At 72.5% G+C, this 20,564-nt stretch carries 19 protein-coding genes and 1 tRNA gene; 14 read left to right on the top strand and 6 right to left on the bottom strand.

The window, feature by feature from the left end; translation table 11 throughout:
- Window positions 1–255: 255 nt before the first annotated feature.
- From TNCT1_RS09380 to TNCT1_RS09370, 3 genes are all read left to right on the top strand, one after another.
- Complete coding sequence (locus TNCT1_RS09380; protein WP_143630355.1) at window positions 256–1,083, top strand: glycerophosphodiester phosphodiesterase; 828 nt, start codon at window positions 256–258, stop codon at window positions 1,081–1,083.
- Between the two features lie 202 nt (window positions 1,084–1,285).
- Window positions 1,286–1,924 carry an ATP-binding protein gene (locus TNCT1_RS09375; protein ID WP_143630353.1) on the top strand — a complete coding sequence of 213 codons (639 nt, stop codon included), beginning with the start codon at window positions 1,286–1,288 and terminating at the stop codon, window positions 1,922–1,924.
- 144 nt (window positions 1,925–2,068) lie between these two features.
- Complete coding sequence (locus TNCT1_RS09370) at window positions 2,069–3,034, top strand: DUF5926 family protein (RefSeq protein WP_143630351.1); 966 nt, start codon at window positions 2,069–2,071, stop codon at window positions 3,032–3,034.
- Between the two features lie 256 nt (window positions 3,035–3,290).
- Here TNCT1_RS09370 and TNCT1_RS09365 read toward each other — a convergent pair whose 3' ends face one another.
- The gene (locus TNCT1_RS09365; RefSeq protein WP_235902443.1) at window positions 3,291–3,905 is read right to left on the bottom strand and encodes a hypothetical protein; all 615 of its coding nucleotides are present in this window, start codon (window positions 3,903–3,905) and stop codon (window positions 3,291–3,293) included.
- A gap of 55 nt (window positions 3,906–3,960) precedes the next feature.
- Entirely contained in the window at window positions 3,961–4,626 is a 666-nt protein-coding gene (locus TNCT1_RS09360) for a bifunctional DNA primase/polymerase (protein ID WP_143630349.1), read from the bottom strand.
- A gap of 604 nt (window positions 4,627–5,230) precedes the next feature.
- Between TNCT1_RS09360 and TNCT1_RS09355 the strand changes: the two genes are divergently transcribed.
- Complete coding sequence (locus tag TNCT1_RS09355; protein ID WP_143630347.1) at window positions 5,231–6,667, top strand: PP2C family protein-serine/threonine phosphatase; 1,437 nt, start codon at window positions 5,231–5,233, stop codon at window positions 6,665–6,667.
- Window positions 6,668–6,879: 212 nt separating this feature from the next.
- Window positions 6,880–8,367, top strand: coding sequence for an aminopeptidase P family protein (locus TNCT1_RS09350; RefSeq protein WP_143630344.1), 1,488 nt, complete (start codon window positions 6,880–6,882; stop codon window positions 8,365–8,367).
- 90 nt (window positions 8,368–8,457) lie between these two features.
- Here TNCT1_RS09350 and TNCT1_RS09345 read toward each other — a convergent pair whose 3' ends face one another.
- On the bottom strand, window positions 8,458–8,904 hold the full coding sequence (locus tag TNCT1_RS09345) for an ATP-binding protein (protein ID WP_143630342.1): 447 nt from the start codon (window positions 8,902–8,904) through the stop codon (window positions 8,458–8,460).
- A 242-nt stretch (window positions 8,905–9,146) separates the two neighbouring features.
- Here TNCT1_RS09345 and TNCT1_RS09340 point away from each other — a divergent pair, with 242 nt between their 5' ends.
- The 9 genes from TNCT1_RS09340 to TNCT1_RS09300 all read left to right on the top strand — a co-directional run bounded on the left by TNCT1_RS09340 (window position 9,147) and on the right by TNCT1_RS09300 (window position 19,101).
- Window positions 9,147–9,977, top strand: coding sequence for a hypothetical protein (locus TNCT1_RS09340; protein ID WP_174266205.1), 831 nt, complete (start codon window positions 9,147–9,149; stop codon window positions 9,975–9,977).
- Window positions 9,978–10,152: 175 nt separating this feature from the next.
- Window positions 10,153–10,893 (top strand): YcnI family protein, encoded by a 741-nt coding sequence (locus TNCT1_RS09335; protein ID WP_143630340.1) that lies wholly within the window; start codon window positions 10,153–10,155, stop codon window positions 10,891–10,893.
- A gap of 90 nt (window positions 10,894–10,983) precedes the next feature.
- On the top strand, window positions 10,984–11,637 hold the full coding sequence (locus tag TNCT1_RS09330; RefSeq protein WP_143630338.1) for an SCO family protein: 654 nt from the start codon (window positions 10,984–10,986) through the stop codon (window positions 11,635–11,637).
- The gene (locus TNCT1_RS09325) at window positions 11,634–12,113 is read left to right on the top strand and encodes a copper chaperone PCu(A)C (RefSeq protein ID WP_143630337.1); all 480 of its coding nucleotides are present in this window, start codon (window positions 11,634–11,636) and stop codon (window positions 12,111–12,113) included. The genes TNCT1_RS09330 and TNCT1_RS09325 overlap by 4 nt, the downstream gene beginning before the upstream one ends.
- Window positions 12,114–12,126: 13 nt before the next feature.
- Window positions 12,127–14,118, top strand: a complete 1,992-nt coding sequence (locus TNCT1_RS09320; protein ID WP_143630335.1) for a copper resistance protein CopC — start codon at window positions 12,127–12,129, stop codon at window positions 14,116–14,118.
- An 8-nt stretch (window positions 14,119–14,126) separates the two neighbouring features.
- Window positions 14,127–15,425, top strand: coding sequence for an iron uptake transporter deferrochelatase/peroxidase subunit (gene efeB / locus TNCT1_RS09315; protein WP_143630333.1), 1,299 nt, complete (start codon window positions 14,127–14,129; stop codon window positions 15,423–15,425).
- A 102-nt stretch (window positions 15,426–15,527) separates the two neighbouring features.
- Window positions 15,528–16,460 (top strand): prephenate dehydratase, encoded by a 933-nt coding sequence (pheA, locus tag TNCT1_RS09310; RefSeq protein WP_143630331.1) that lies wholly within the window; start codon window positions 15,528–15,530, stop codon window positions 16,458–16,460.
- Between the two features lie 563 nt (window positions 16,461–17,023).
- Window positions 17,024–18,301: a serine--tRNA ligase gene (serS, locus tag TNCT1_RS09305; protein ID WP_143630329.1), complete on the top strand. Its 1,278-nt coding sequence runs from the start codon at window positions 17,024–17,026 to the stop codon at window positions 18,299–18,301.
- The gene (locus TNCT1_RS09300) at window positions 18,298–19,101 is read left to right on the top strand and encodes an HAD family hydrolase (RefSeq protein WP_143630327.1); all 804 of its coding nucleotides are present in this window, start codon (window positions 18,298–18,300) and stop codon (window positions 19,099–19,101) included. The genes serS and TNCT1_RS09300 overlap by 4 nt, the downstream gene beginning before the upstream one ends.
- A 43-nt stretch (window positions 19,102–19,144) precedes the next feature.
- Here TNCT1_RS09300 and TNCT1_RS09295 read toward each other — a convergent pair.
- The 3 genes from TNCT1_RS09295 to TNCT1_RS09285 form a co-directional block, all read right to left on the bottom strand.
- Window positions 19,145–19,229 (bottom strand) — tRNA-Ser (locus TNCT1_RS09295).
- Between the two features lie 274 nt (window positions 19,230–19,503).
- Window positions 19,504–19,746 (bottom strand): hypothetical protein, encoded by a 243-nt coding sequence (locus TNCT1_RS09290; RefSeq protein WP_143630325.1) that lies wholly within the window; start codon window positions 19,744–19,746, stop codon window positions 19,504–19,506.
- Between the two features lie 88 nt (window positions 19,747–19,834).
- A complete protein-coding gene (locus tag TNCT1_RS09285; RefSeq protein WP_143630323.1) occupies window positions 19,835–20,554 on the bottom strand; it encodes an ABC transporter permease in 720 nt (239 codons plus the stop codon).
- Between the last annotated feature and the right edge of the window lie 10 nt (window positions 20,555–20,564).

Here is a 20,564-nt window from a genome sequence, read left to right as displayed (position 1 = left end):
CCGGTCGCCCGGGCGGCACGGGCCCGGTGCGGCAGCGCTGCATGGTTCGGTGTTCCTCTTGTATGCAGTCAGCTTTTCCCACGGGCCGTCAGAGCACCATAAGCGGTGGCTGTGGGTCCAGGACCACTCTTTATATAGGATTTTTCTCGCAAACGTTTCGCGATCCCGCATAACGGATGCCTCTTCGCCGCGCGGGGCGACCGCCGCCGCCTCGCGCCGCCCCCGTGTACCCCGCGTCGGTGGCACCATGACGCGGTGACCCACGCACCACAGCACACCATCCAGGTCGTCGCCCACCGGGGGGCCTCCGAGGACGCGCCGGAGCACACCCTGGCCGCGTACAAGAAGGCGATCGAGGACGGGGCGGACGCCCTCGAGTGCGACGTACGCCTCACCGCCGACGGCCATCTGGTCTGCGTCCACGACCGGCGGGTGAACCGGACCTCCAACGGCCGCGGGGCCGTGTCCGCGCTGGAGCTGGCCGATCTGGCCGGGCTGGACTTCGGCTCCTGGAAGACCCGCGAAGCCTGGCACGGACGGGACGAGGAACCGGACTGGGAGCACCGGCCGGAGGACCCGGCGGACACCTCCGTGCTCACCCTGGAGCGGCTGCTCGAACTGGTCGCGGACTCCGGCCGGCGGGTGGAGCTGGCCATCGAGACCAAGCACCCCACGCGCTGGGCGGGCCAGGTCGAGGAGCGGCTGCTGCAGCTGCTGAAACGGTTCGGACTGGACTCTCCCGCGACGGCCGCCGAGTCGCAGGTCCGGATCATGAGCTTCTCGGCGCGCTCGCTGCACCGGGTGCACGCCGCGGCGCCGACGCTGCCGGCGGTCTACCTGATGCAGTTCGTCTCACCCCGGCTGCGCGACGGCCGACTTCCGGCGGGCGTGCGCATCGCGGGCCCCTCGATCCGCATCCTGCGCAGCCACCCGGCCTATGTGGAACGGCTGAAACGAGCCGGTCACCAGGTCCACGTCTGGACCGTGAACGAGCCCGCCGACGTCGACCTGTGCGTCCGGCTGGGTGTCGACGCCATCATCACCAACCGCCCGCGCGCGGTGCTGAGCCGGCTGGGCCGCTGAGCACAGGGAACCCGAGGACCCGGCTACGACCGCTCACGGCGGGGCGCAAAAGCCGGGTAAGGACCGGTGCGCACCTCTTGACCCCGGGCGGAGGGCTGCAGCATCCTCCCTTCTCGGCCACACCCATGAGATCCAGCCACAGAGTCACCGACTCGTCACAGGGAGTGCTCCGGCGCGTTCGTCGCGTGTGCGGTCGTTGCGAATGCGTCAGCGGAAGAGGACTGGCCGGTTTCCGGTACAGGCCATTGGGGCATCCACACCGTGGCGTGGGGCTAAGGAGGTCTCGGGGGTGGCGTTGGTGGTGGCACAGGAGGTGCCCACGTCGTCGAGCATGGCCGTTCCCCATGGCCCTGCGGGCGTGGGGAAGGCGAGACACCGCATGCGTGCGCAACTGCGCAGCGGCGGAGTGTCCGAGTCGGTCGTCGACGACGCCGTACTGATCCTTTCCGAACTCTTGAGCAATGCCTGCAAACACGGCCGGCCGCTCGGGGACGTCCCGGCCGGGGACGGCGCCGTGCGCGCCGCGTGGAAGGTGGACGCGCGCGGCCGGCTCATCGTCGAGGTGACGGACGGCGGCGGCCCGACCCGCCCGGCCCCGGCCACTCCGTCGGTCACCGCGCACGGCGGCCGCGGGCTGAACATCATCACGGCGCTCGCCGACGACTGGGGCGTCCGGGACGACGTCCAGGGCGAGGTGACGGTGTGGGTCGTGGTCCACGACGACGTCCATGATCCGGACGCCGGGTGCCGACGCGGGGGTTTCGCTACGCGCGTCACGGCCTCCCCGGTCCCGGCCATGGCCGAACTCGACTTCGCTGACGCCCTCGACGAACTGGGCTGAGGCCCGAGCGGCCCGCCGGCGGGCCCGCGGCCGTACGCCGTCGGTGGCGCCCGCGTGTCCGTTGTCCACAGGTTCCCGTGGGTCAAGGCGCGAACGACTAGGCTCCCGCCCGTACGAGACGAGCCGTAACCGGGAGACCCCACGATGGCCAAGAAGCGACCCCAGACGAAGGCCAAGCGCCCGCAGCAGGCAAACGGGGACATCCCGGTGGTCGGCGCCCGCGAGCCCTGCCCCTGCGGCAGCGGCCGGCGCTACAAGGCGTGCCACGGCCGGGCCGCCGCGCACGCCGTGACCGAGCTGGTGCGCCGCCCGTTCGAGGGGCTGCCCGGCGAGTGCGACTGGGTGGCGCTGCGCGAGCTGGTCCCGGCCGCCACCGTAGAACTGCCCCTGGCCGGCGGCCTGCCCGAGGGCGTCCCGTCGGTCACGCTGGCCACGGTGCTGCCGATGGCCTGGCCGGCGCTGCGCCGCGACGACGGCTCGGTCCTGCTCGGCCTGCAGAACGACACGCCCTCCGGCGACATCAGCCGCGACCTCGCCGACACCCTCCAGCGGGCGCTCGAGGCGGACCCGGGCTCGCCGGTGGAGGGCCGCCGCGCGCCCGCCGAGGGCCCGAGACTGCAGGACCTGCTCGACCCGGAAGGCGCGTTCGAGCCGGTCGTGCACAGCGGCTTCGAGTTCTGGGTGCCGGACGCGGAGAACGCCACGCCGGAGGTGGCCGCCTCCCTGGAGCGCGCCAACGCCGCCGCCATCCCGACCGTGAAGCTGTCCGGCGTGGACGCCGCCTACTGGTGCGAGACCCCGGAGAAGAACCACCTGCGCTGGGTCATGCCGCATCCGGAGGAGCAGCTTCTGGACGCTCTCGCCCGGCTGCACGCGGCGGGCCGGTCCAGCCTCGGCGAGGGCACCCGGCTGGTGGGCTCCTTCCGTGCTCACGGGCTCACGGTGCCGGTCTGGGACCTGCCGAGCGGGGTCACGGCCGAGGACGTGGAGAAGCCGGCCGCCGAGTTCGCCGAGCGGCTCGCCACCGCCCTGGCCTCCGGGGAACCGCTCACGCCCGAGGAGCGCCGGGCCCGCGGCGGACTGACCAACCGGCAGGTCACGCTGAGCTGACGCGCCGTGGCGCGCCTCCTGCGGCTGACCGACCGGTCAGCCTCAGGAGGGGTGCCGGCGTCAGGTGACTCCTGTCACAACTGACCGCCGCGACAGTGGAATCGGTGTCCGAATAGCCGAGATCGAATTTGCGAACCGCCGATCTCTTGTTACCGTTCCAGTAGCCCGGTTGCTGGTGCATCCCCCGTCGCCAGCAACCGGGCCTTTCCATGTCCGCATCCGCGTCCGTGTCCGCCGGACAGTTCGCCGCGAAGCGTCAACTCGCCTTTGCCAGTTCGGAGTTGCTGCCCGAACGCAGGAGCAGCGGCTCGTCCGACCCGCGCACGGCGAACTCGGTGACGGCCGTGTAGGCGTCCAGCGCGCCCCGGGTGTGCTCGCGGGGCGTCTCGCAGGTGGCGGGCTCGTCGTCCGCGCCGGCGGCGCAGTGGATCTGCACGGTCCGTTCGCCGGGCCCCATGATGCTCAGCACGGGATCCACGGCCTCGCCGGTGGCATTGCGGTAATAGGTGCGCGCCCAGGTGTCCTCGCCCTGGGTCATCACACAGGTCTGCGCCTCGACGCCGTCCGCGGAGGAGAGTTCCGGACCGCAGCGGACGGCGGTGGCCAGCCCCAGGCCGAGCAGCAGGGGCGAGCGCGAGGGGGCGGCGGACGGAACCTTCCCGTCGCCGCCCGCGGGCACGCCGGCGACGGCCCGGCCGCCCGCCCGCCGGGGCGCCGCGGCGTCGCCCGCCTGCCCCGTGGACGCCACCGCCAGCGGCAGCGCGAGCACGGCCACCACGATGCCCGCGAGGGCGAGCAGACGAAGCCTTCGGGAGTCCGGCCCGCCGCGGTGCGGCGACCGCGTGCCGTTGCCCCCTGAAATGCGCAGCATGTAGCGGAAGATAACGACCGCCGGCGGACCGGGGTCGCGTCCGCGCCGGACACTCCTACAACTCGGGCGCGCTCACACCCGTACGAGTGAGCGCGTCGACCACACCGTCCACCACGGCCTCCACGTCGGGCACCCAGGGCGAGGCCGAACCGGGCAGCGGGGCCCGCTCCCAGCGGACTGCGCCCTGGCCGGTCTCGGACGGCGGCAGGGCGAGATAGCCGCCCTCGCCGTGGAAGCGCAGCGAACCGGGCACGAAGTCCCGGGCGTAGAGCAGTTCGCCGAGCTGTTCCATGGAGTACGGCTTGACCAGCACCGCCCAGCGGGTGGGCGAGGCGACCACCGGGCCGAGCCGCATGCCCCGCCGGTCGAGCAGGTCGAGGGCGCGGGCCGCCGCGGACGCCGGAAGGCTGACCGCGCAGGGCGCCTTGCCGCCGGTGGCGAGGACGATCGGCGCGCCCGGCCGGTTGGTCCACCACCAGCGCACCATGCGCGCGTCGGTGGAGGCCGCGAGCAGACCGGGGTCGAAGGGGTGGGCGCCGGGCACCGTGCACTCCGGGTCCGGGCAGGCACAGCGGGCCCGGCCCTGCGGGTCCGGGGCCACACCCGGGAGTACCGGCCACTGCCATTCCGTCGCGAAGGTCAGGGCCGCGTCGATCGGCTCAGGCCTCCCGTCGTTCCGCCTGGACAGGAGCCTGCGTCGCCTTCCGAGGATCTCGCGCATGAGCGCTCGTTCCTTTCCGTTGCACCGCTGGCAACACCGTGGACCACATCACACCATGTGTCGATCACTGCACTGTGCGTACCTGTTGGCGCATCACACCCCTGCGCACGGCAGGGGGACCCCAGGGGTCGGTCGTCGGCCGCGTCCTCGGTGCGTCCACCGGAAGCACGGGCGCGGCGCGGGGGTGGCGAAGTCTGGCGTTTTGCTGTCGCGCGTGGTTCTCTCCGCCTCCGCCACGGGAGGATGGGGCTCGGCCGTCGGTGGTTATGACGTCCGGGTCCGGCGCCAGGTTCCGGGTGGCCCCCAACCACCCCTGGCCTTCATCGAGTACGTACCCATCACGACCGTTGTGACGCTCCGTGGAGCACCGCCAGTCGACCGCAGCGAGCCGTCACCCGAGGCAGTTTTAGGCCAACTTGGCAGTAAGGCAAGGGTTTCGAGAGAAAGCCACTTCAAACCCATGGACACCAGGAATCCCCGCAGGACAATGCTGGACATCCCCTCACGAGTGCGTGTACATGTGGAGACACTGCTAGCGGTGCAGAATGACATGGGGGTTTGCGATGCTTCTGAGCAATACGCACCGGTCTGAAGGCCGGACGCCATGAGCGCCCCCCATCCCCCGAAAGTGGCTGGAATCGATTCAACGGTTCCCACTCCCGCACACACTGTCGCGCCCGCACCGCCCGCCCCGGAGGCCGCCCACGCCCCGGAGACCACGCTTCCGGTCAGGAACGCCCCCGCCCCCGGCGGCCCCGACCCCGGCACGCTGCTCCAGGACCGGCTGGCCGGCTGGGTCTCGGATCTGACGACCCTCCACGAACTGACCGAACGCCTGTCCGCGACGAACGCGCTCGAACCCGCCCTGCAGGAACTGCTGAGCGCCGGCTGCGCCCTCGTGGGCGCCCGCCGCGGCCTGGTCGCCCTGGAACCCGGCGACGGACTGGGCCCCCGCACCACCGCCGGACTCGGTCTCGGCCGCGCCGATCTCGGCCACCTGGAGACCGTGCCCCGCGAGGCCCTCCCGCACGGCGCCTTCCTCGACGCGGGCCGGAGCGCCGGCGCGCACGACGGCATCGCCCACCCGGACCTCTTCGCCGAGGACGGCCTTGACCCCCGCCACCGCGAGGTGGCCGCCCGCCTCGGCTACGCCGCCAGCTACGCCCTGCCGCTGTCCACGGAGTCCGCCGGTCACCTCGGCGCCGTCGGCTGGCTCTACGACGAGCCCGCGGAACCGGACGAGCGCCGCCGCCACCTGGCCGGCCTGTACGTCCGCCACGCCTGCGAGCACCTGGCCCGGCTGCTGGAAGTGGAGCGCACACGCGCGCGCATGGCGACCATCACCGAGGAACTGCTCCCGTCCCGGCTGCCCCGGATGGCCGGTGTCCAGCTCGCCGCCCGCCACCGCACCTCCCCGCGCGGCGGCGGCGACTGGTACGACGCGCTGCCGCTGCCCGACGCCGCCCTGGGCCTGTCCGTCGGCTCCGTCACCGGCTCCGGGCCCAGCGCGGTGGCCGCCATGGGCCGGCTGCGCGCCTCCCTGCGGGCCTACGCCGTGATGGAGGGCGAGGACCCGGTCGCCGTGCTGTCCGACCTCGAACTGCTGCTGCGGCTGACCGAGCCCGCGCGCTCGGCCACCGCGCTGTTCGCCTACTGTGAACCGGCGCTGCGCCGCGTCACCCTGGCCGGCGCCGGACACAGCCCGCCGCTGCTGATCGGCGAACGGCGCACCGAGTTCGCCGAGACCTCCGTCTCCGCGCCGCTCGGCATGCTCGCCTGCTGGGAGGCGCCCAGCGTGGAGGTCCAGGCCGAGGCGGGCGACACCGTCCTGCTCTACACCGACGGGCTGCTGCACCGCACCGGCGACCCGATGGACCGCGCCTTCGCCCGGCTGCACGCGGCGGCCGCGAGCGTCCCGCGCGCGCTGCGACACGACCCCGAGGCGGTCGCCGACCACGTGCTGCGCACCGTCCTGCCGGACGGCCGGGACACGGCGGACAGCCCGGAGGACGTGGTCCTGCTGGCCGCCCGCTTCGACTGAGCCCCGTCGGCCGCCCGCTTCGGCGGGCCCCGGCTCGCGGCCGACCACCCGCCGTGACCGGCCGCGAGCCGTCTGGCATGACCGGCCATAACAGGTGTTCCGGCCCGGGTCCGCCCGCGGTGCGACCGTACGATGATGGAGGTCCCCGCTCGGCCACAAGCGGAGCGTCGCGGGCCCCGGGGGAGATCACATGGCGTATCGAGGAGGATCACGTGGCCGACGAGCTCAACCCGGCTGTCCCCGACGAGGCTGCTACCGCAGCGGGTCCGGAAGCCGAGGCCGAGGAGCCCATCAAGCAGCGGAAGAACGGCCTGTACCCGGGCGTCTCCGACGAGCTGGCCGAGAACATGAAGTCCGGGTGGGCCGACACGGAGATGCGTGACCTGCGGCCGGTCCCGCAGGCCGCCGAGACCGCGCGCCGCCGTGCCGCGCTCTCCGCGCGCTTCCCCGGCGAGCGTCTGGTCGTCCCCGCGGGCAACCTGAAGACCCGCTCGAACGACACGGAGTACGCCTTCCGCGCCTCCGTCGAGTACGCCTATCTCACCGGCAACCAGACCGAGGACGGCGTCCTCGTCCTGGAGCCCACCGCCGACGGGCACAAGGAGACGATCTACCTCCTGCCCCGCTCGGACCGCGAGAACGGCGAGTTCTGGCTGTCCGGCCAGGGCGAGCTGTGGGTGGGCCGCCGCCACTCGCTCACCGAGTCCGAGGCGCTGTACGGCATCCCGGCCGCCGACGTGCGCGAGCTGGCCGACCGGCTCCGCGAGGCCACCGGCCCGGTGCGGGTCGTGCGCGGCCACGACGCGGGCATCGAGGCCGCGCTGACCGACAAGGTCACCGCCGAGCGCGACGAGGAGCTGCGCGTCTTCCTCTCCGAGGCGCGGCTGGTCAAGGACGAGTTCGAGATCGGCGAGCTGCAGAAGGCCGTCGACTCCACGGTCCGCGGCTTCGAGGACGTCGTGAAGGTCCTCGACAAGGCCGAGGCGACGAGCGAGCGCTACATCGAGGGCACGTTCTTCCTCCGCGCGCGGGTCGAGGGCAACGACATCGGCTACGGCTCCATCTGCGCGGCCGGCCCGCACGCCTGCACGCTGCACTGGGTGCGCAACGACGGCCCGGTGCGCTCCGGCGACCTGCTCCTGCTGGACGCCGGTGTGGAGACGCACACGCTGTACACCGCCGACGTCACGCGCACGCTGCCCGTCAACGGCACGTACAGCGAGATCCAGAAGAAGATCTACGACGCCGTGTACGAGGCCCAGGAGGCCGGCATCGCGGCGGTGCGGCCGGGCGCCAAGTACCGGGACTTCCACGACGCCGCCCAGCACGTGCTCGCCGAGCGGCTCGTCGAGTGGGGTCTGGTCGAGGGCCCGGTCGAGCGTGTCCTGGAGCTGGGCCTGCAGCGCCGCTGGACGCTGCACGGCACGGGTCACATGCTCGGCATGGACGTCCACGACTGCGCCGCCGCGCGCACCGAGACGTACGTCGAGGGCACCCTGGAGCCGGGCATGGTCCTCACGGTCGAGCCGGGCCTGTACTTCCAGGCCGACGACCTGACCGTCCCGGAGGAGTACCGGGGCATCGGCGTCCGCATCGAGGACGACATCCTCGTCACCGAGGACGGCAACCGGAACCTCTCGGCGGGCCTGCCGCGCCGCTCCGACGAGGTCGAGGCGTGGATGGCGTCCCTGAAGGGCTGATCGCGCTCACGAGCCGCACCGAGGGCCGGGCACCCGCGCGGGTGCCCGGCCCTCGGCCGTGCGGAAGGCCCACGGCCGCACCGGCCGCGATCACGCCGTGAGCAGGGAGGGGTCCTTCTTCCACTTGAGGATCTTGTCGAAGCTGACCACGGTCCCGCCCCGGCCGGGTTTGCCGCCGATGTGCACGTGGTCGGCGAGCTCCCTGATCAGACAGAGCCCGCGGCCGTGCTCCGCGTCGGAGCGCACGGGCCTCACGTCCTGGAACGGGGTGAAGCCGGGCCCGGAATCGGCCACTTCGATCCGGCACTTCTCGCCGTCGAGGTAGGCGGTCACCCGGTACGCCTCCGAGCAGCCCGCGTGCGTGCCGTCCCCGCCGTGCTCGACGGCGTTCGCGCAGGCCTCGCTGAGGGCCACGGACAGGTCGTAGGAGACGTCCGGGTCGACGCCCGCGGTCTCCATGGTGCCGATGAACAGACGGCGGGCGAGCGGGACGCTAGCGGCCTCGCGGCGCAGATGGAGTGACCACCAGATGCTCATGCTCCAGCCTCCCGGCCGCGGCTCGACATACCGTTACGTATTGCCGCGCGTGCCCGGCCGTAAGCACGCAGTTCTCATGACGCCGCCCGTACGGACGGCGCGCCGCGTACGGGGACTATGTACGGAAGATCGGGTTCCGACGGAAGGGGATCTTCCGGTCACTCCGGCGGCGTCGGCACGGTGACCGAATCGGGCGACCTGCCGCGGGGCGCGGGCGGGTCGAGTGCGATGATGACCCCGCCATGACTGCCCCCCACCCCCGCACGGCACGCCACGGAGCCGGGCTCCGGATGCTACGGGCCGCGGTGTTCGCCGCGGTCTGCGTCGTGCTGGCCGCGGCCGGGCACACCATGGCCTCCTGCGCGTCCGTGCCCCTGTGGACGCTCGGCGCGGGATTCGCGGGCTCCCTGCTGCTCGTGGCACCGCTCGCCGGGCGCGTCCGCTCGCTGCCCGGCATCGCCGCACTCCTCGCGCTCGGCCAGACCGTGCTGCACACGCTGTTCGGACTGGGCCAGCACGGGACCGCGGGCACGATGTCCATGGGCCCGATGACCACGCCGGACAGCGACGGCGTGCTCGTCGAACGGGCCGCCCGGCTGCTGTGCGGGTCCAGCGCGTCGGCGCTCACCCCCGGGCACGCCTACCGGCTCCTGCTCGACGCGCATCTCATCGACTCCTCGGGCCGGCCCGTGGGCGCCATGCCGGCCATGCACCACATGGCCGCCGGCTCCGGCGGCTCGCCCGCGTCGCTGCTGCCCTCCCTGCCGATGGTCCTCGGCCACGTCCTCGCGGCCGTCGCCGCCGGCTGGCTGCTGCGCCGGGGCGACCTGGCCGTGCTCCGGCTGATCGAGCTGTCGGCGCACGGAGTCACCGAGGGGGCGCTCGTGCGTTCCCTGCGCGCGGCGCTCGCGCTGACCCGCGCCCTGTGCGCCGGGCTGCTGCCCGCGGCCGAGCCGCGCCCGCGCACCCGGCGGGCCGCCCGCGACGAACCGCCCGCCCCGCACACCACCGCACTCCAGCACACGGTGATCCGGCGCGGCCCGCCCGCCGCCGCCTTCCTCCTCTCCGCCTGACACGACGCGAGCGCCACCGCACCGGAAGCCGGAAACGGACGAGCCGGACGGGAGGGGCCGCCGTCGTGCGGCACACGCGCGCGCGATCACCCGGTGGCACAGCGAACGGCACCGCCACGCGCACGCGTACTCCCGATCACCACCGGAAATCGACCCAAGTGGAGTGCTCCCTGCCATGAAGGCTTCTCGTATCGCCGCCGCCACCGCCGTCGCGGGCACGGCCGTCCTCGCCCTGTCCGGCACCGCCTTCGCGCACGTCAGCGTGCAGCCCGAAGGAACCGCGGCCAAGGGCGGCTACGCGGTCATCGACTTCAAGGTCCCGAACGAGCGCGACGACTCCTCGACCACCAAGCTCGAGGTGAACTTCCCCACCGACCACCCGCTGGCCTCGGTCATGCCCCAGCCGCTGCCCGGCTGGAGCGTGAAGGTCACCAAGTCCAAGCTCGACAAGCCGCTGACGATGCACGGCGAGAAGATCGACGAGGCCGTCACCAAGGTCACCTGGACCGCCGACGGCAAGGGCGTCGAGCCGGGCTACTTCCAGAAGTTCCCGCTCTCCGTCGGCGCCCTGCCCGAGGACACCGACCAGCTCGTCTTCAAGGCGATCCAGACGTACTCCGACAAGGAGGTCGTGCGCTGGATCGAGGTGCCGCAGGAGGGCCAGGACGAGCCCGAGAACCCGGCCCCGGTGCTGGAGCTGTCCGCCGCCACCGACGACCACCACGGGGCCTCGGCCGCCGCGGACAAGACCGACGCCAAGGCCGAGGCCGACGGCAAGTCCAGGCAGACCGCAGCCGGCGAGGACCCGAAGGGCGGCAGCGACACCACCGCGCGCGTGCTCGGCGTGGCCGGCATCGTCCTCGGAGCCGCCGGTGTGGCCTACGGCGTCCTCGCGGGCCGCCGCCGGGCCGCCTGATCACCGTTCCGCACACGCGCCGGGGGTCGTGCGACCCTTTCGTACGACCCCCGGTGCGCGCCGGATTCTTCACATCTGGGAAATTTTTCTATGCGCAAGAAGACGTTCGCCGCGGCCGCGCTGCTCGCCGCCGCCACCGTGACCCTCTCCGCCTGCGGCAACGGCGACGACGCCAAGTCGCCGGTCTCCGTGGTCTCCGAGGAGTCCGACTCGGGCAAGGCCGCGACCATCCTCGACCAGCCCTTCGAGAAGCCGGACCTGGTCCTGACCGACACGCACGGCAAGAAGTACGACCTGCGTGCCGAGACCAAGGGCCACCCGACCCTGGTCTACTTCGGCTACACCCACTGCCCCGACATCTGCCCGACGACCATGAGCAACATCGCCGTCGCCAAGAAGGCGCTGCCCAAGGCCGAGCAGAACGATCTCAGGGTCGTCTTCGTCACCACCGACCCCGGCCGCGACACGCCCGCCGAGCTGGGCAAGTGGCTCAAGGGCATCGACCCGCAGTTCACCGGCCTGACCGGCGACTTCGCCACCATCCAGGCCGGCGCCCGCTCGCTGGGCATCTCCATCGAGCCGACGACGAAGGACAAGGACGGCAAGGTCGTCTCGGTGCACGGCACCCAGGTCATCGCGTTCTCGCCGAAGACCGACGGCGGCTACGTCCTCTACGGCGAGGACACCACCGTCGACGACTACACCAAGGACCTGCCCAAGCTCGTCCGGGGAGCCAAGCCGTGAGGCGTGCCGTCCTGCCCGCGGCCGCCCTCGCCGGCGCCCTCGCGCTCACGGGCTGCGGATCCGGCGCCGGCACGGGAGCGGACGCCGGCCGGGACGCCTCGAAGGCGGAGCTGTCCGTGAGCTCGGCGTACATGCCCCAGCCGGTCTCCCCGGACATGGCCGCCGGGTTCCTGACCCTCACCAACCGGGGCGGCGGGAAGGACGCGCTGACCTCGGTCAGCAGCGACGTCGCCGGCAAGGTCACCATGCACAGCACCGTCGGCGGAGCCATGCGGGAGAAGACCTCCTTCGCGATACCCGCCCACGGCCGGCTGGTCTTCAGAAGCGGCGCCAACCACCTGATGTTCGAGGAGCTGAAGCGCTCCCCGAAGCAGGGCCAGCACGTGACCCTGAAGCTCACCTTCGCCGAGTCCGGGCCCCTCACCGTCGAGATGCCGGTGAAGTCCGCCACGTACAACCCGTCGACCGGACACTGAGGGAGGGACCACCTTGACGCGGACCATCACCCCCCGCCTGCGCACCCTGGTGCTGCTGCTCATCGCCGTCACCGGCGCGCTGCTCGCGGGCGCCGGCCCGGCCTCCGCGCACGCCGCGCTGACCGGCAGCGACCCCGCGCAGGGGGTGGTGGTCGCCAAGGCGCCCACCCAGGTGTCGCTCACCTTCTCCGAGAAGGTGGCCATGAGCGACGACTCCCTGCAGGTGCTCGACCCCAGGGGCAGGAAGGTGCAGGCCGGCCCGCCGGTCAACGTGAGCGGCACCACGTACGCCGTGAAGCTCAAGGGCGGCCTGGCCAAGGGCACCTACACGGTCGGCTACCAGGTCGTCTCGGCCGACAGCCACCCGGTCGCCGGCGCCTACACCTTCTCCATCGGGGCGCCCTCGCAGACGGTCGTCTCCGGCGTCGCGACGGCGGCGGGCGACTCGGCCGTCGGCCGGCTCTACTCCGTCGGGCGGTACGTCTCCTACGCCGGCTTCATCGTGCTGGCGGGCGGCGCCGCCTTCGTGCTGGCCTGCTGGCAGCGCGGCTCGGGCGTGCGGCCCCTGCAGCGGCTGGTCGTCGGCGGCTGGCTGGCGCTCACCGCCTCCACCCTGTGGCTGCTGCTGCTGCGCGGCTCCTACACCTCCTCGGGGAAGTTCGGCGACGTCCTCGACCTGAACCTGCTCGGCCAGGTGCTGCAGACCAAGACCGGCGCGGCGCTGGTCTCGCGGCTGCTGCTGCTCGCCGCCGCCGCGCTGTTCATCGCCGTCCTCTTCGGCGCCTACGACCGGCGCGAGGAGGAGGTGGAGAAGCGCGACCTGACCTTCGGGCTGGCCGTCGGCGGGGTGGTCGTGGCCGCCGGGCTCGCGGCGAGCTGGGCCATGGCCGAGCACGCCTCCACCGGGCTCCAGCCGGGTCTCGCCATGCCCGTCGACGTACTGCACCTGCTGGCCGTCGCCGCCTGGCTCGGCGGACTCACCGCCCTGCTCGTCGCCCTGTACCGGGCACCCGCGGACATCCCGGTCGAGGCCGCCGCCGTCCACCGCTTCTCCCAGCTCGCCTTCGCCTCCGTCCTCACCCTGGTCGCCACCGGCGCCTACCAGTCCTGGCGCCAGCTCGGCTCCTGGTCGGCGTTCACCGAGACCCGGTACGGACAGCTGCTGCTGGTCAAGATCGCGCTGGTGGCGCTGCTGGTCGGCATCGCCTGGATCTCGCGGCGGTGGACGGGCCGGCTCGCGGACCCGGCCGCCGAGGCCGGACGGCCGGAAGAGCCCGAGAGGGAACCCGTCTCCGCACCGGCGTCCGCCGGCCAGGACTCCGTCTCAGCACCGGCGTCCGCCGGCCAGGACTCCGTCTCCGCACCGGCGTCCGCCGGCCAGGAGGCCGCCCCCGGTGCCGTTACCGGTGGCGCCCCCGGTGACGGTGAACGCGCCGTCCAGCTCGCCCGGCAGCGGGCCGCGGTGGACGCCGCCCGGCAAAAGCGGCTGCGGGACGCCGACCCGAACCGCTTCGGGCTGCGCCGCTCGGTGCTCGCCGAGGCCGGCGTCGCGGTCGTGCTGCTCGCGGTCACCACCTGGCTGACCCAGACCGAGCCGGGCCGCACCGAACTGGAGGCCAAGGCGGCCTCCTCGTCCTCCAGCTCCTCGTCGTCGTCCTCGTCCGGCGCGCTGACCCTGGACATGCCCTTCGACACCGGCGGCACGGACGGCAAGGGCCTCGTCCGGATCGACTTCGACCCCGCACGGGTGGGCGGCAACGAGATGCACGTCTACGTCCAGCGGCCCAACGGACGCGCCTTCGACGTCCCCGAGGTGAAGGTCGCCCTCACCCTCGCGGCGAAGAGCATCGGACCGCTCCCGGTCACCCCGGACCACATCACCACCGGCCACTGGGCCGCGAGCGGAGTGCAGATCCCCATGGCGGGCGACTGGAAGGTCGCCGTGACCGTGCGGACCTCCGACATCGACCAGGCCACCGTCTCCAAGAACGCGCAGATCGGCTGAACCGCACCATGCCCGACCAGACCACTTCCGAGACCCGTGCCCCCGGCTCCCCGGCACACGAGCCCGGTAACCGCGGCGGCAGCGCCGGAGGCGCCCGGGAAGTCTCCCGGCGCGCGCTGCTCGGCACCGCCGGTGCCACCGGGCTGGCGCTCGGCGCGGCCGGCGCGGCCGTGGGATACGCCTCCGCGCCCGCCGGGGCCGCTCCGCTGACCTCGGTGGGCGCCGGCCGGGCGATGTTTCACGGGAAACATCAGCCCGGCATCACCGAGGGACTCCAGGCCCGCGGCCACCTCGTCGCCTTCGACCTGGCGGCGGGGGCGGGCCGCAAGGAGGCCGCGGCCCTGCTGCGCCGCTGGTCGGCGACGGCCGGACGGCTGATGGCGGGCGAGGCGGCTCCGCACGGCGACACCGGTGTGGCCAGGGACGCGGGCCCGTCCTCGCTGACGGTCACCTTCGGCTTCGGCCACAGTTTCTTCGAGCGGACCGGCCTGGAGAAGCAGCGGCCGACGGCGCTCGATCCGCTGCCCGACTTCTCCTCGGACCGGCTCGACAGGGCACGCAGCGACGGCGACCTGTGGGTGCAGATCGGCGCCGACGACGCGCTGGTGGCCTTCCACGCCCTGCGCGCGATCCAGAAGGACGCCGGGCACGCGGCCCGCGTCCGCTGGCAGATGAACGGCTTCAACCGCACCCCGGGCGCCACCGCCCACCCCATGACGGCCCGCAATCTCATGGGCCAGATCGACGGCACCCGCAACCCCAAGCCCGCCGACGCCGACTTCGACCGGCGGATCTTCGTGCCCGCCTCGGCCGAGCCCGCGTGGATGGCGAACGGCTCCTACGCCGTCGTACGCCGCATCCGCATGCTCCTCGACGACTGGGAGGCGCTGTCGCTCTCCGCCCAGGAAGCGGTCATCGGGCGCCGCAAGGACACCGGGGCGCCGCTGTCGGGCGGTGACGAGACGACGCCGATGGACCTGGAGAAGACCGACGCCAAGGGCGAACCGGCCGTGCCCATCAACGCCCACGCCCGGATCACCCGCCCGGACCGCAACGGCGGCGCGGCGATGCTGCGGCGCCCGTTCTCGTACCACGACGGCATCGACCAGGACGGGACGCCGGACGCCGGGCTGCTCTTCATCTGCTGGCAGGCGGACCCGCTGCGCGGCTTCGTACCGGTCCAGCGCAAGCTCGACCGGGGCGACGCCCTGTCGAGGTTCATCCGGCACGAGGCCAGCGGCCTGTTCGCGGTGCCCGGCGGAGCGGCCGAGGGAGAGTACGTGGGCCAGCGGCTCCTCGAGGGGTGAATCCGGCTGGAGAACCACCCGCCCGGGGTTTCAAACCACTCGGTCGGGTGGCCTCCATGAGACACGGAAGCCGCCCGCCCCGGCGGCCATTAGGGTGAGGACATGCCAGCGAGCTATGCGTATCTCGGTCCCGAAGGCACCTTCACCGAAGTCGCCCTGCGCACGCTCCCGGAGGCGGCCACCCGGGAGCTGGTGCCGTACGTGTCGGTGCAGTCGGCGCTGGACGCGGTCCGGGCCGGCGAGGCCGAGGCCGCGTTCGTGCCGATCGAGAACTCCGTCGAGGGCGGCATCACCACCACCCTGGACGAGCTGGTCGCCGGCGAGCCGCTGACGATCTACCGCGAGGTGCTGCTGTCGATCACCTTCGCACTGCTGGTCCGGCCGGGCACCCGGCTGTCGGACATCAAGACGGTCTCCGCGCACCCCGCGGCCCAGCCGCAGGTGCGCAACTGGCTCAGGAGGAACCTGCCGGACGTCCACTGGGAGTCGGCCGCCTCGAACGCGGACGCCGCGCGGCTGGTCCAGGAGGGCCGGTACGACGCCGCCTTCGCGGGCGAGTTCGCCGCCGCCCGGTACGGCCTCGAAGCCCTGGAGACCGGCATCCACGACGCGGAGAACGCGCAGACCCGCTTCGTGCTGGTCGGCCGCCCGGCCCGGCCCGCGGCGCCGACCGGAGCGGACAAGACCTCGGTGGTGCTGTGGCAGCGGGACGACCACCCCGGTGGGCTGCGCGATCTGCTCGGCGAGTTCGCCACCCGGGGCATCAACCTCATGCTGCTGCAGTCCCGGCCGACCGGTGCGGGAATCGGCAATTACTGCTTCTGCGTGGACGCCGAGGGGCACATCTCCGACCGGCGCATGGCCGAGGCGCTGATGGGCCTCAAGCGGATCTGCCTCCAGGTCCGGTTCCTCGGCTCCTATCCGCGCGCCGACATCACGCCCGCCGAGGCCCGGGCCACTTCGCCGGGGACCTCGGACGAGGAGTTCATGGCCGCCGCCGACTGGGTGGCGCGCTGCCAGGACGGCCGGTTCTGAGGCGGCCGTAGACTGCTTCCGGTCAGTCCTACCTGCATATCTTCGTTATCCACAGAAGTTATCCACAGGTCCGCTTCTCGACCTGGGGACAAGTCGACAAGGGCGGGCGGTCCCATCGACAAATCGCCCCGGAAGTCCCCCTTGCGACCACCGCCCGGCACGTCACCCTTCGTCCACCCGTTTCCTTTGGTTCATCTTTTGGGGCGACCCCTTTCCACCCGAAAGCAGGTGTCATCCCTGCTTGGGCCAGGAATTCCTCCACCTGGCCGAAACTTCCGGAGTGATCAATTCCGGAATCCACAGACTTTCCGCACAGCCTGTGGATAACTTCCCCCACAGAGCGGATCGCTGTGGACAACGGCCTGCGGACGGGCTCTCCAAGTCCCGCCCTCCACAAGGAAATCCGGTCAACCGAGAATCCGCCGTCTGCCTCGTTCCAGGGAGTGGGACATTCTTTCTTGACCTCTTCCACCACATTGCGCAATTGCCCCGAAACGGCACGTAAGGCGCGAGTCGCGATAGTGAGTCGTGACCTGCGAGCTCGCACCGGTAGCCTTGCTCGCGTGATTGACCTTCGCCTGCTCCGTGAGGACCCCGACCGTGTGCGCGCGTCCCAGCGCGCCCGTGGAGAGGACGTCGCGCTCGTCGACTCCCTCCTGTCCGCCGACGAGCGGCGCAGGTCCTCCGGCGTCCGCTTCGACGAGCTGCGCGCCGAGCAGAAGTCGCTCGGCAAGCTGATCCCCAAGGCCACCCCGGAGGAGAAGGCCGAGCTGCTGGCCCGCGCCGAGCAGCTCAAGGCCGACGTCAAGGCCGCCGACGCCGAGCGCGACGAGGCCGACGCCGAGACCCAGCGGCTGCTGCAGCGGCTCGGCAACCTCGTCCACCCCGACGTGCCCGTCGGCGGCGAGGAGGACTTCGTCACGCTGGAGACGCACGGCACCATCCGGGACTTCGGCGCTGAGGGCTTCGAGCCCAGGGACCACCTGGAGCTCGGCCAGGTGCTCGGCGCGATCGACGTCGAGCGCGGCGCCAAGGTCTCCGGCTCCCGCTTCTACTTCCTCACCGGTGTCGGCGCCCTGCTGGAGCTGGCCCTGGTGAACGCGGCCATCGCCCAGGCCACCGCGGCCGGGTTCACCCCGATGCTGACCCCGGCGCTGGTGCGTCCGCAGTCCATGGCGGGCACCGGCTTCCTCGGCCAGGCGGCCCAGGACGTCTACCACCTCGACAAGGACGACCTGTACCTGGTCGGCACCTCCGAGGTCCCGCTCGCGGCCTACCACATGGACGAGATCATCGACGCCGACCGGCTGCCGCTGCGGTACGCGGGCTTCTCGCCCTGCTTCCGCCGCGAGGCCGGCTCGCACGGCAAGGACACGCGGGGCATCTTCCGCGTGCACCAGTTCGACAAGGTCGAGATGTTCTCCTACGTCACCCCCGAGGACTCCCAGGCGGAGCACAAGCGGCTGCTGGAGTGGGAGAAGCAGTGGCTGACCTCGCTGGAGCTGCCGTTCCGCGTCATCGACGTCGCCTCCGCCGACCTCGGCGCCTCGGCCTCGCGTAAGTACGACTGCGAGGCCTGGATCCCGACGCAGGGCAAGTACCGCGAGCTGACCTCGACCTCGGACTGCACCGAGTTCCAGTCCCGCCGCCTGTCGATCCGCATGCGCGACGGCAAGCAGGTCCGCCCGCTGGCCACCCTCAACGGCACCCTGTGCGCCGTGCCGCGCACGATCGTGGCGATCCTCGAGAACCACCAGCAGGCCGACGGCTCCGTGCGGGTCCCCGAAGTGCTGCGCCCGTACCTGGGCGGCCGGGAGGTCCTGGAGCCGGTCGCCAAGTGAGCGCCGGATTCCCGTACCGACTGATCGCGACCGACCTCGACGGAACGCTTCTGCGTTCCGACGAGTCGATCTCGCGGCGCACCCGTGACGCGCTCGCCGCGGCCACCGCGGCGGGCGCGGCCCACATCGTCGTCACCGGCCGCGCGGTCCCCTGGACCCGCCACATCCTGGACGACCTCGGCTACGACGGTCTCGCCGTCTGCGGCCAGGGCGCCCAGGTGTACGACGCCGGCACGCACCGCCTGCTGACCTCGGTCACCCTGGACCGGCAGCTCGCGGGCGTGGCCCTGGCCAAGCTCGAGGCCGAGGTGGGTCCGCTGTACCTGGCGGCGAGCCGGGACGGCCTGGACGGCGAGGTGCTGGTGGGCCCGGGGTACGCGGTCACGGGCAACCTCCCCGCCACCCCGTTCACGGACGCGGCCGACCTGTGGTCCGCGCCGCTGAACAAGGTCTACATACAGCACCCGACGCTCGGCGACGACGAGCTGGCGGACGTGGCCCGGCGCGTGGCCGGCGGTTTCGTCACGGTGGCCATGGCGGGCGCGGGCATCGTGGAACTGCTGCCGCTCGGCCTGTCCAAGGCCACGGGCCTCTCCCTGGCCGCCCGCCGCCTGGGTCTGAAGGCGGCCGACACCATCGCCTTCGGCGACATGCCCAACGACATACCGATGTTCGCCTGGGCCGCCCACGGCGTGGCCATGGCCAACGCCCACGAGGAACTGAGGGCGGTGGCGAACGAGGTCACCGCCTCCAACGAGGAGGACGGCATCGCGACGGTCCTGGAGCGGTTGCTGCCGTAGTCCGCTCCTCAAGATCCGCCCGGGTCCCGGTGACGACGTCCGGCGGAGGATGCACGGATCGAACGTGCGCGGGCTTGCGCCCGACCATGGCTCAGCGAGCCAGTGCCTTGCCACTCGGCCAATCCTCCGGGTGGGCGGCCCACGCGAGAGCGACATCGCGTGCTCGAAGCGGCCGCCCCGGGCAGCTGACATGAGCTCCACGGAGTCGTGGCGATCACTCCGGAGCCCGCCTCGGACTGCCCTGACGGGAGCTGGACGTACTGTCGTGCATGGACAGCGCCCGGCTCCTCTCCCGGTCCGTGCCGCCGGGTCCGTCCCGGCGGATGGGGCACGACCACTGTGCCCCGGCCGGGATCCGGACGCCACCGAATAAACCGGGCACGGGCTATGCGGCGTCCGGGGCTACCGGCGGCGCCACCTGCGCCGGCGCGCCTTGCTGAAGAACCATCCCGCGGGCGGCTCGTCCGACCGCCAGGGCTGCGGCTCGGGGGACTCGGCGCGCCAGCGGGCGGCCAGCATCCGGGCCCGCGCCGACGGCTCGGAGGTCTCCGCGGCCCGCACGAACGCCTCGTCCAGGACGGTCTCGTCCCAGTCGTCGCCGCCGGTCCGCCCGGCTCCGCCGTCCTCCGGTGTCCGCTCAGCCATCCGGTCCTCCCAGCCGTGCTCCCGCTGCGTCCAGTGTGCTCCGGCGGAGGTGAGGGCCCCGTCAAGGACTGCCGGGGCCCTGACCGGCCTACTCCTCGCCCGCCAGCTTCAGCGCCCGCAGCTTCTGGCCGGCGTACCAGGTGGCCAGGACGGTGACGACGACGAGCAGCACCGTGGCCGTCGTCAGCCCGACGTCGGAGGTCACCAGGTCCCCGCCCGCGAGCTTCTGGGCGACGGCGAGCGACCACTGCTGGACGCTCAGCGTGCGCGCGCCCGGCACCAGGGAGCCGAACAGCGCCTCCCAGACCAGCGCGTACACGAGCCCGAGGACCACCGCGTGCCGGGAGACCGTGCCCAGCAGCAGGAACAGCGCCGAGTAGGCGATGGAGGAGACCAGCGCGGCCACCGTGTAGGCGACGGCGATCTGCTGGCCGTTGCCGTTCAGGATCAGGCCCGCGATCATGGTCGGCACCGCGGAGAACACCATGGTGACCGCGATGGCGACGATCAGCTTCGTCAGGATGATCGTCGGCCGCTTCAGCGGCTTGGACAGCAGGTACACCACGGAGCCGTCGTCGATCTCCGGGCCGATCGCGCCCGTGCCCGCGATGACTCCGATGATCGGCACCATGGTGGCGAGCGCGAAGCCGCCCAGGACGTCCGCGGCCGTCTGGTCGTCGGCGCCGGTCAGGGCGCGAACCGCCACGGAGATCACGATCAGCAGCAGCGGCAGCGCGCCGAGGATGAGGGCCCGGCGGCGGCCGAGCAGGGCCCGGTAGGTGAGCCGGGCGACGGTGGGGTCGTACATCATGGGCCTC

This window comes from Streptomyces sp. 1-11, from assembly GCF_007176755.1.
Classification (GTDB): domain Bacteria; phylum Actinomycetota; class Actinomycetes; order Streptomycetales; family Streptomycetaceae; genus Streptomyces.
The sequence above is the reverse complement of the archived record's forward strand: the minus strand, read 5'-3'. Positions and strand labels throughout refer to the sequence as shown.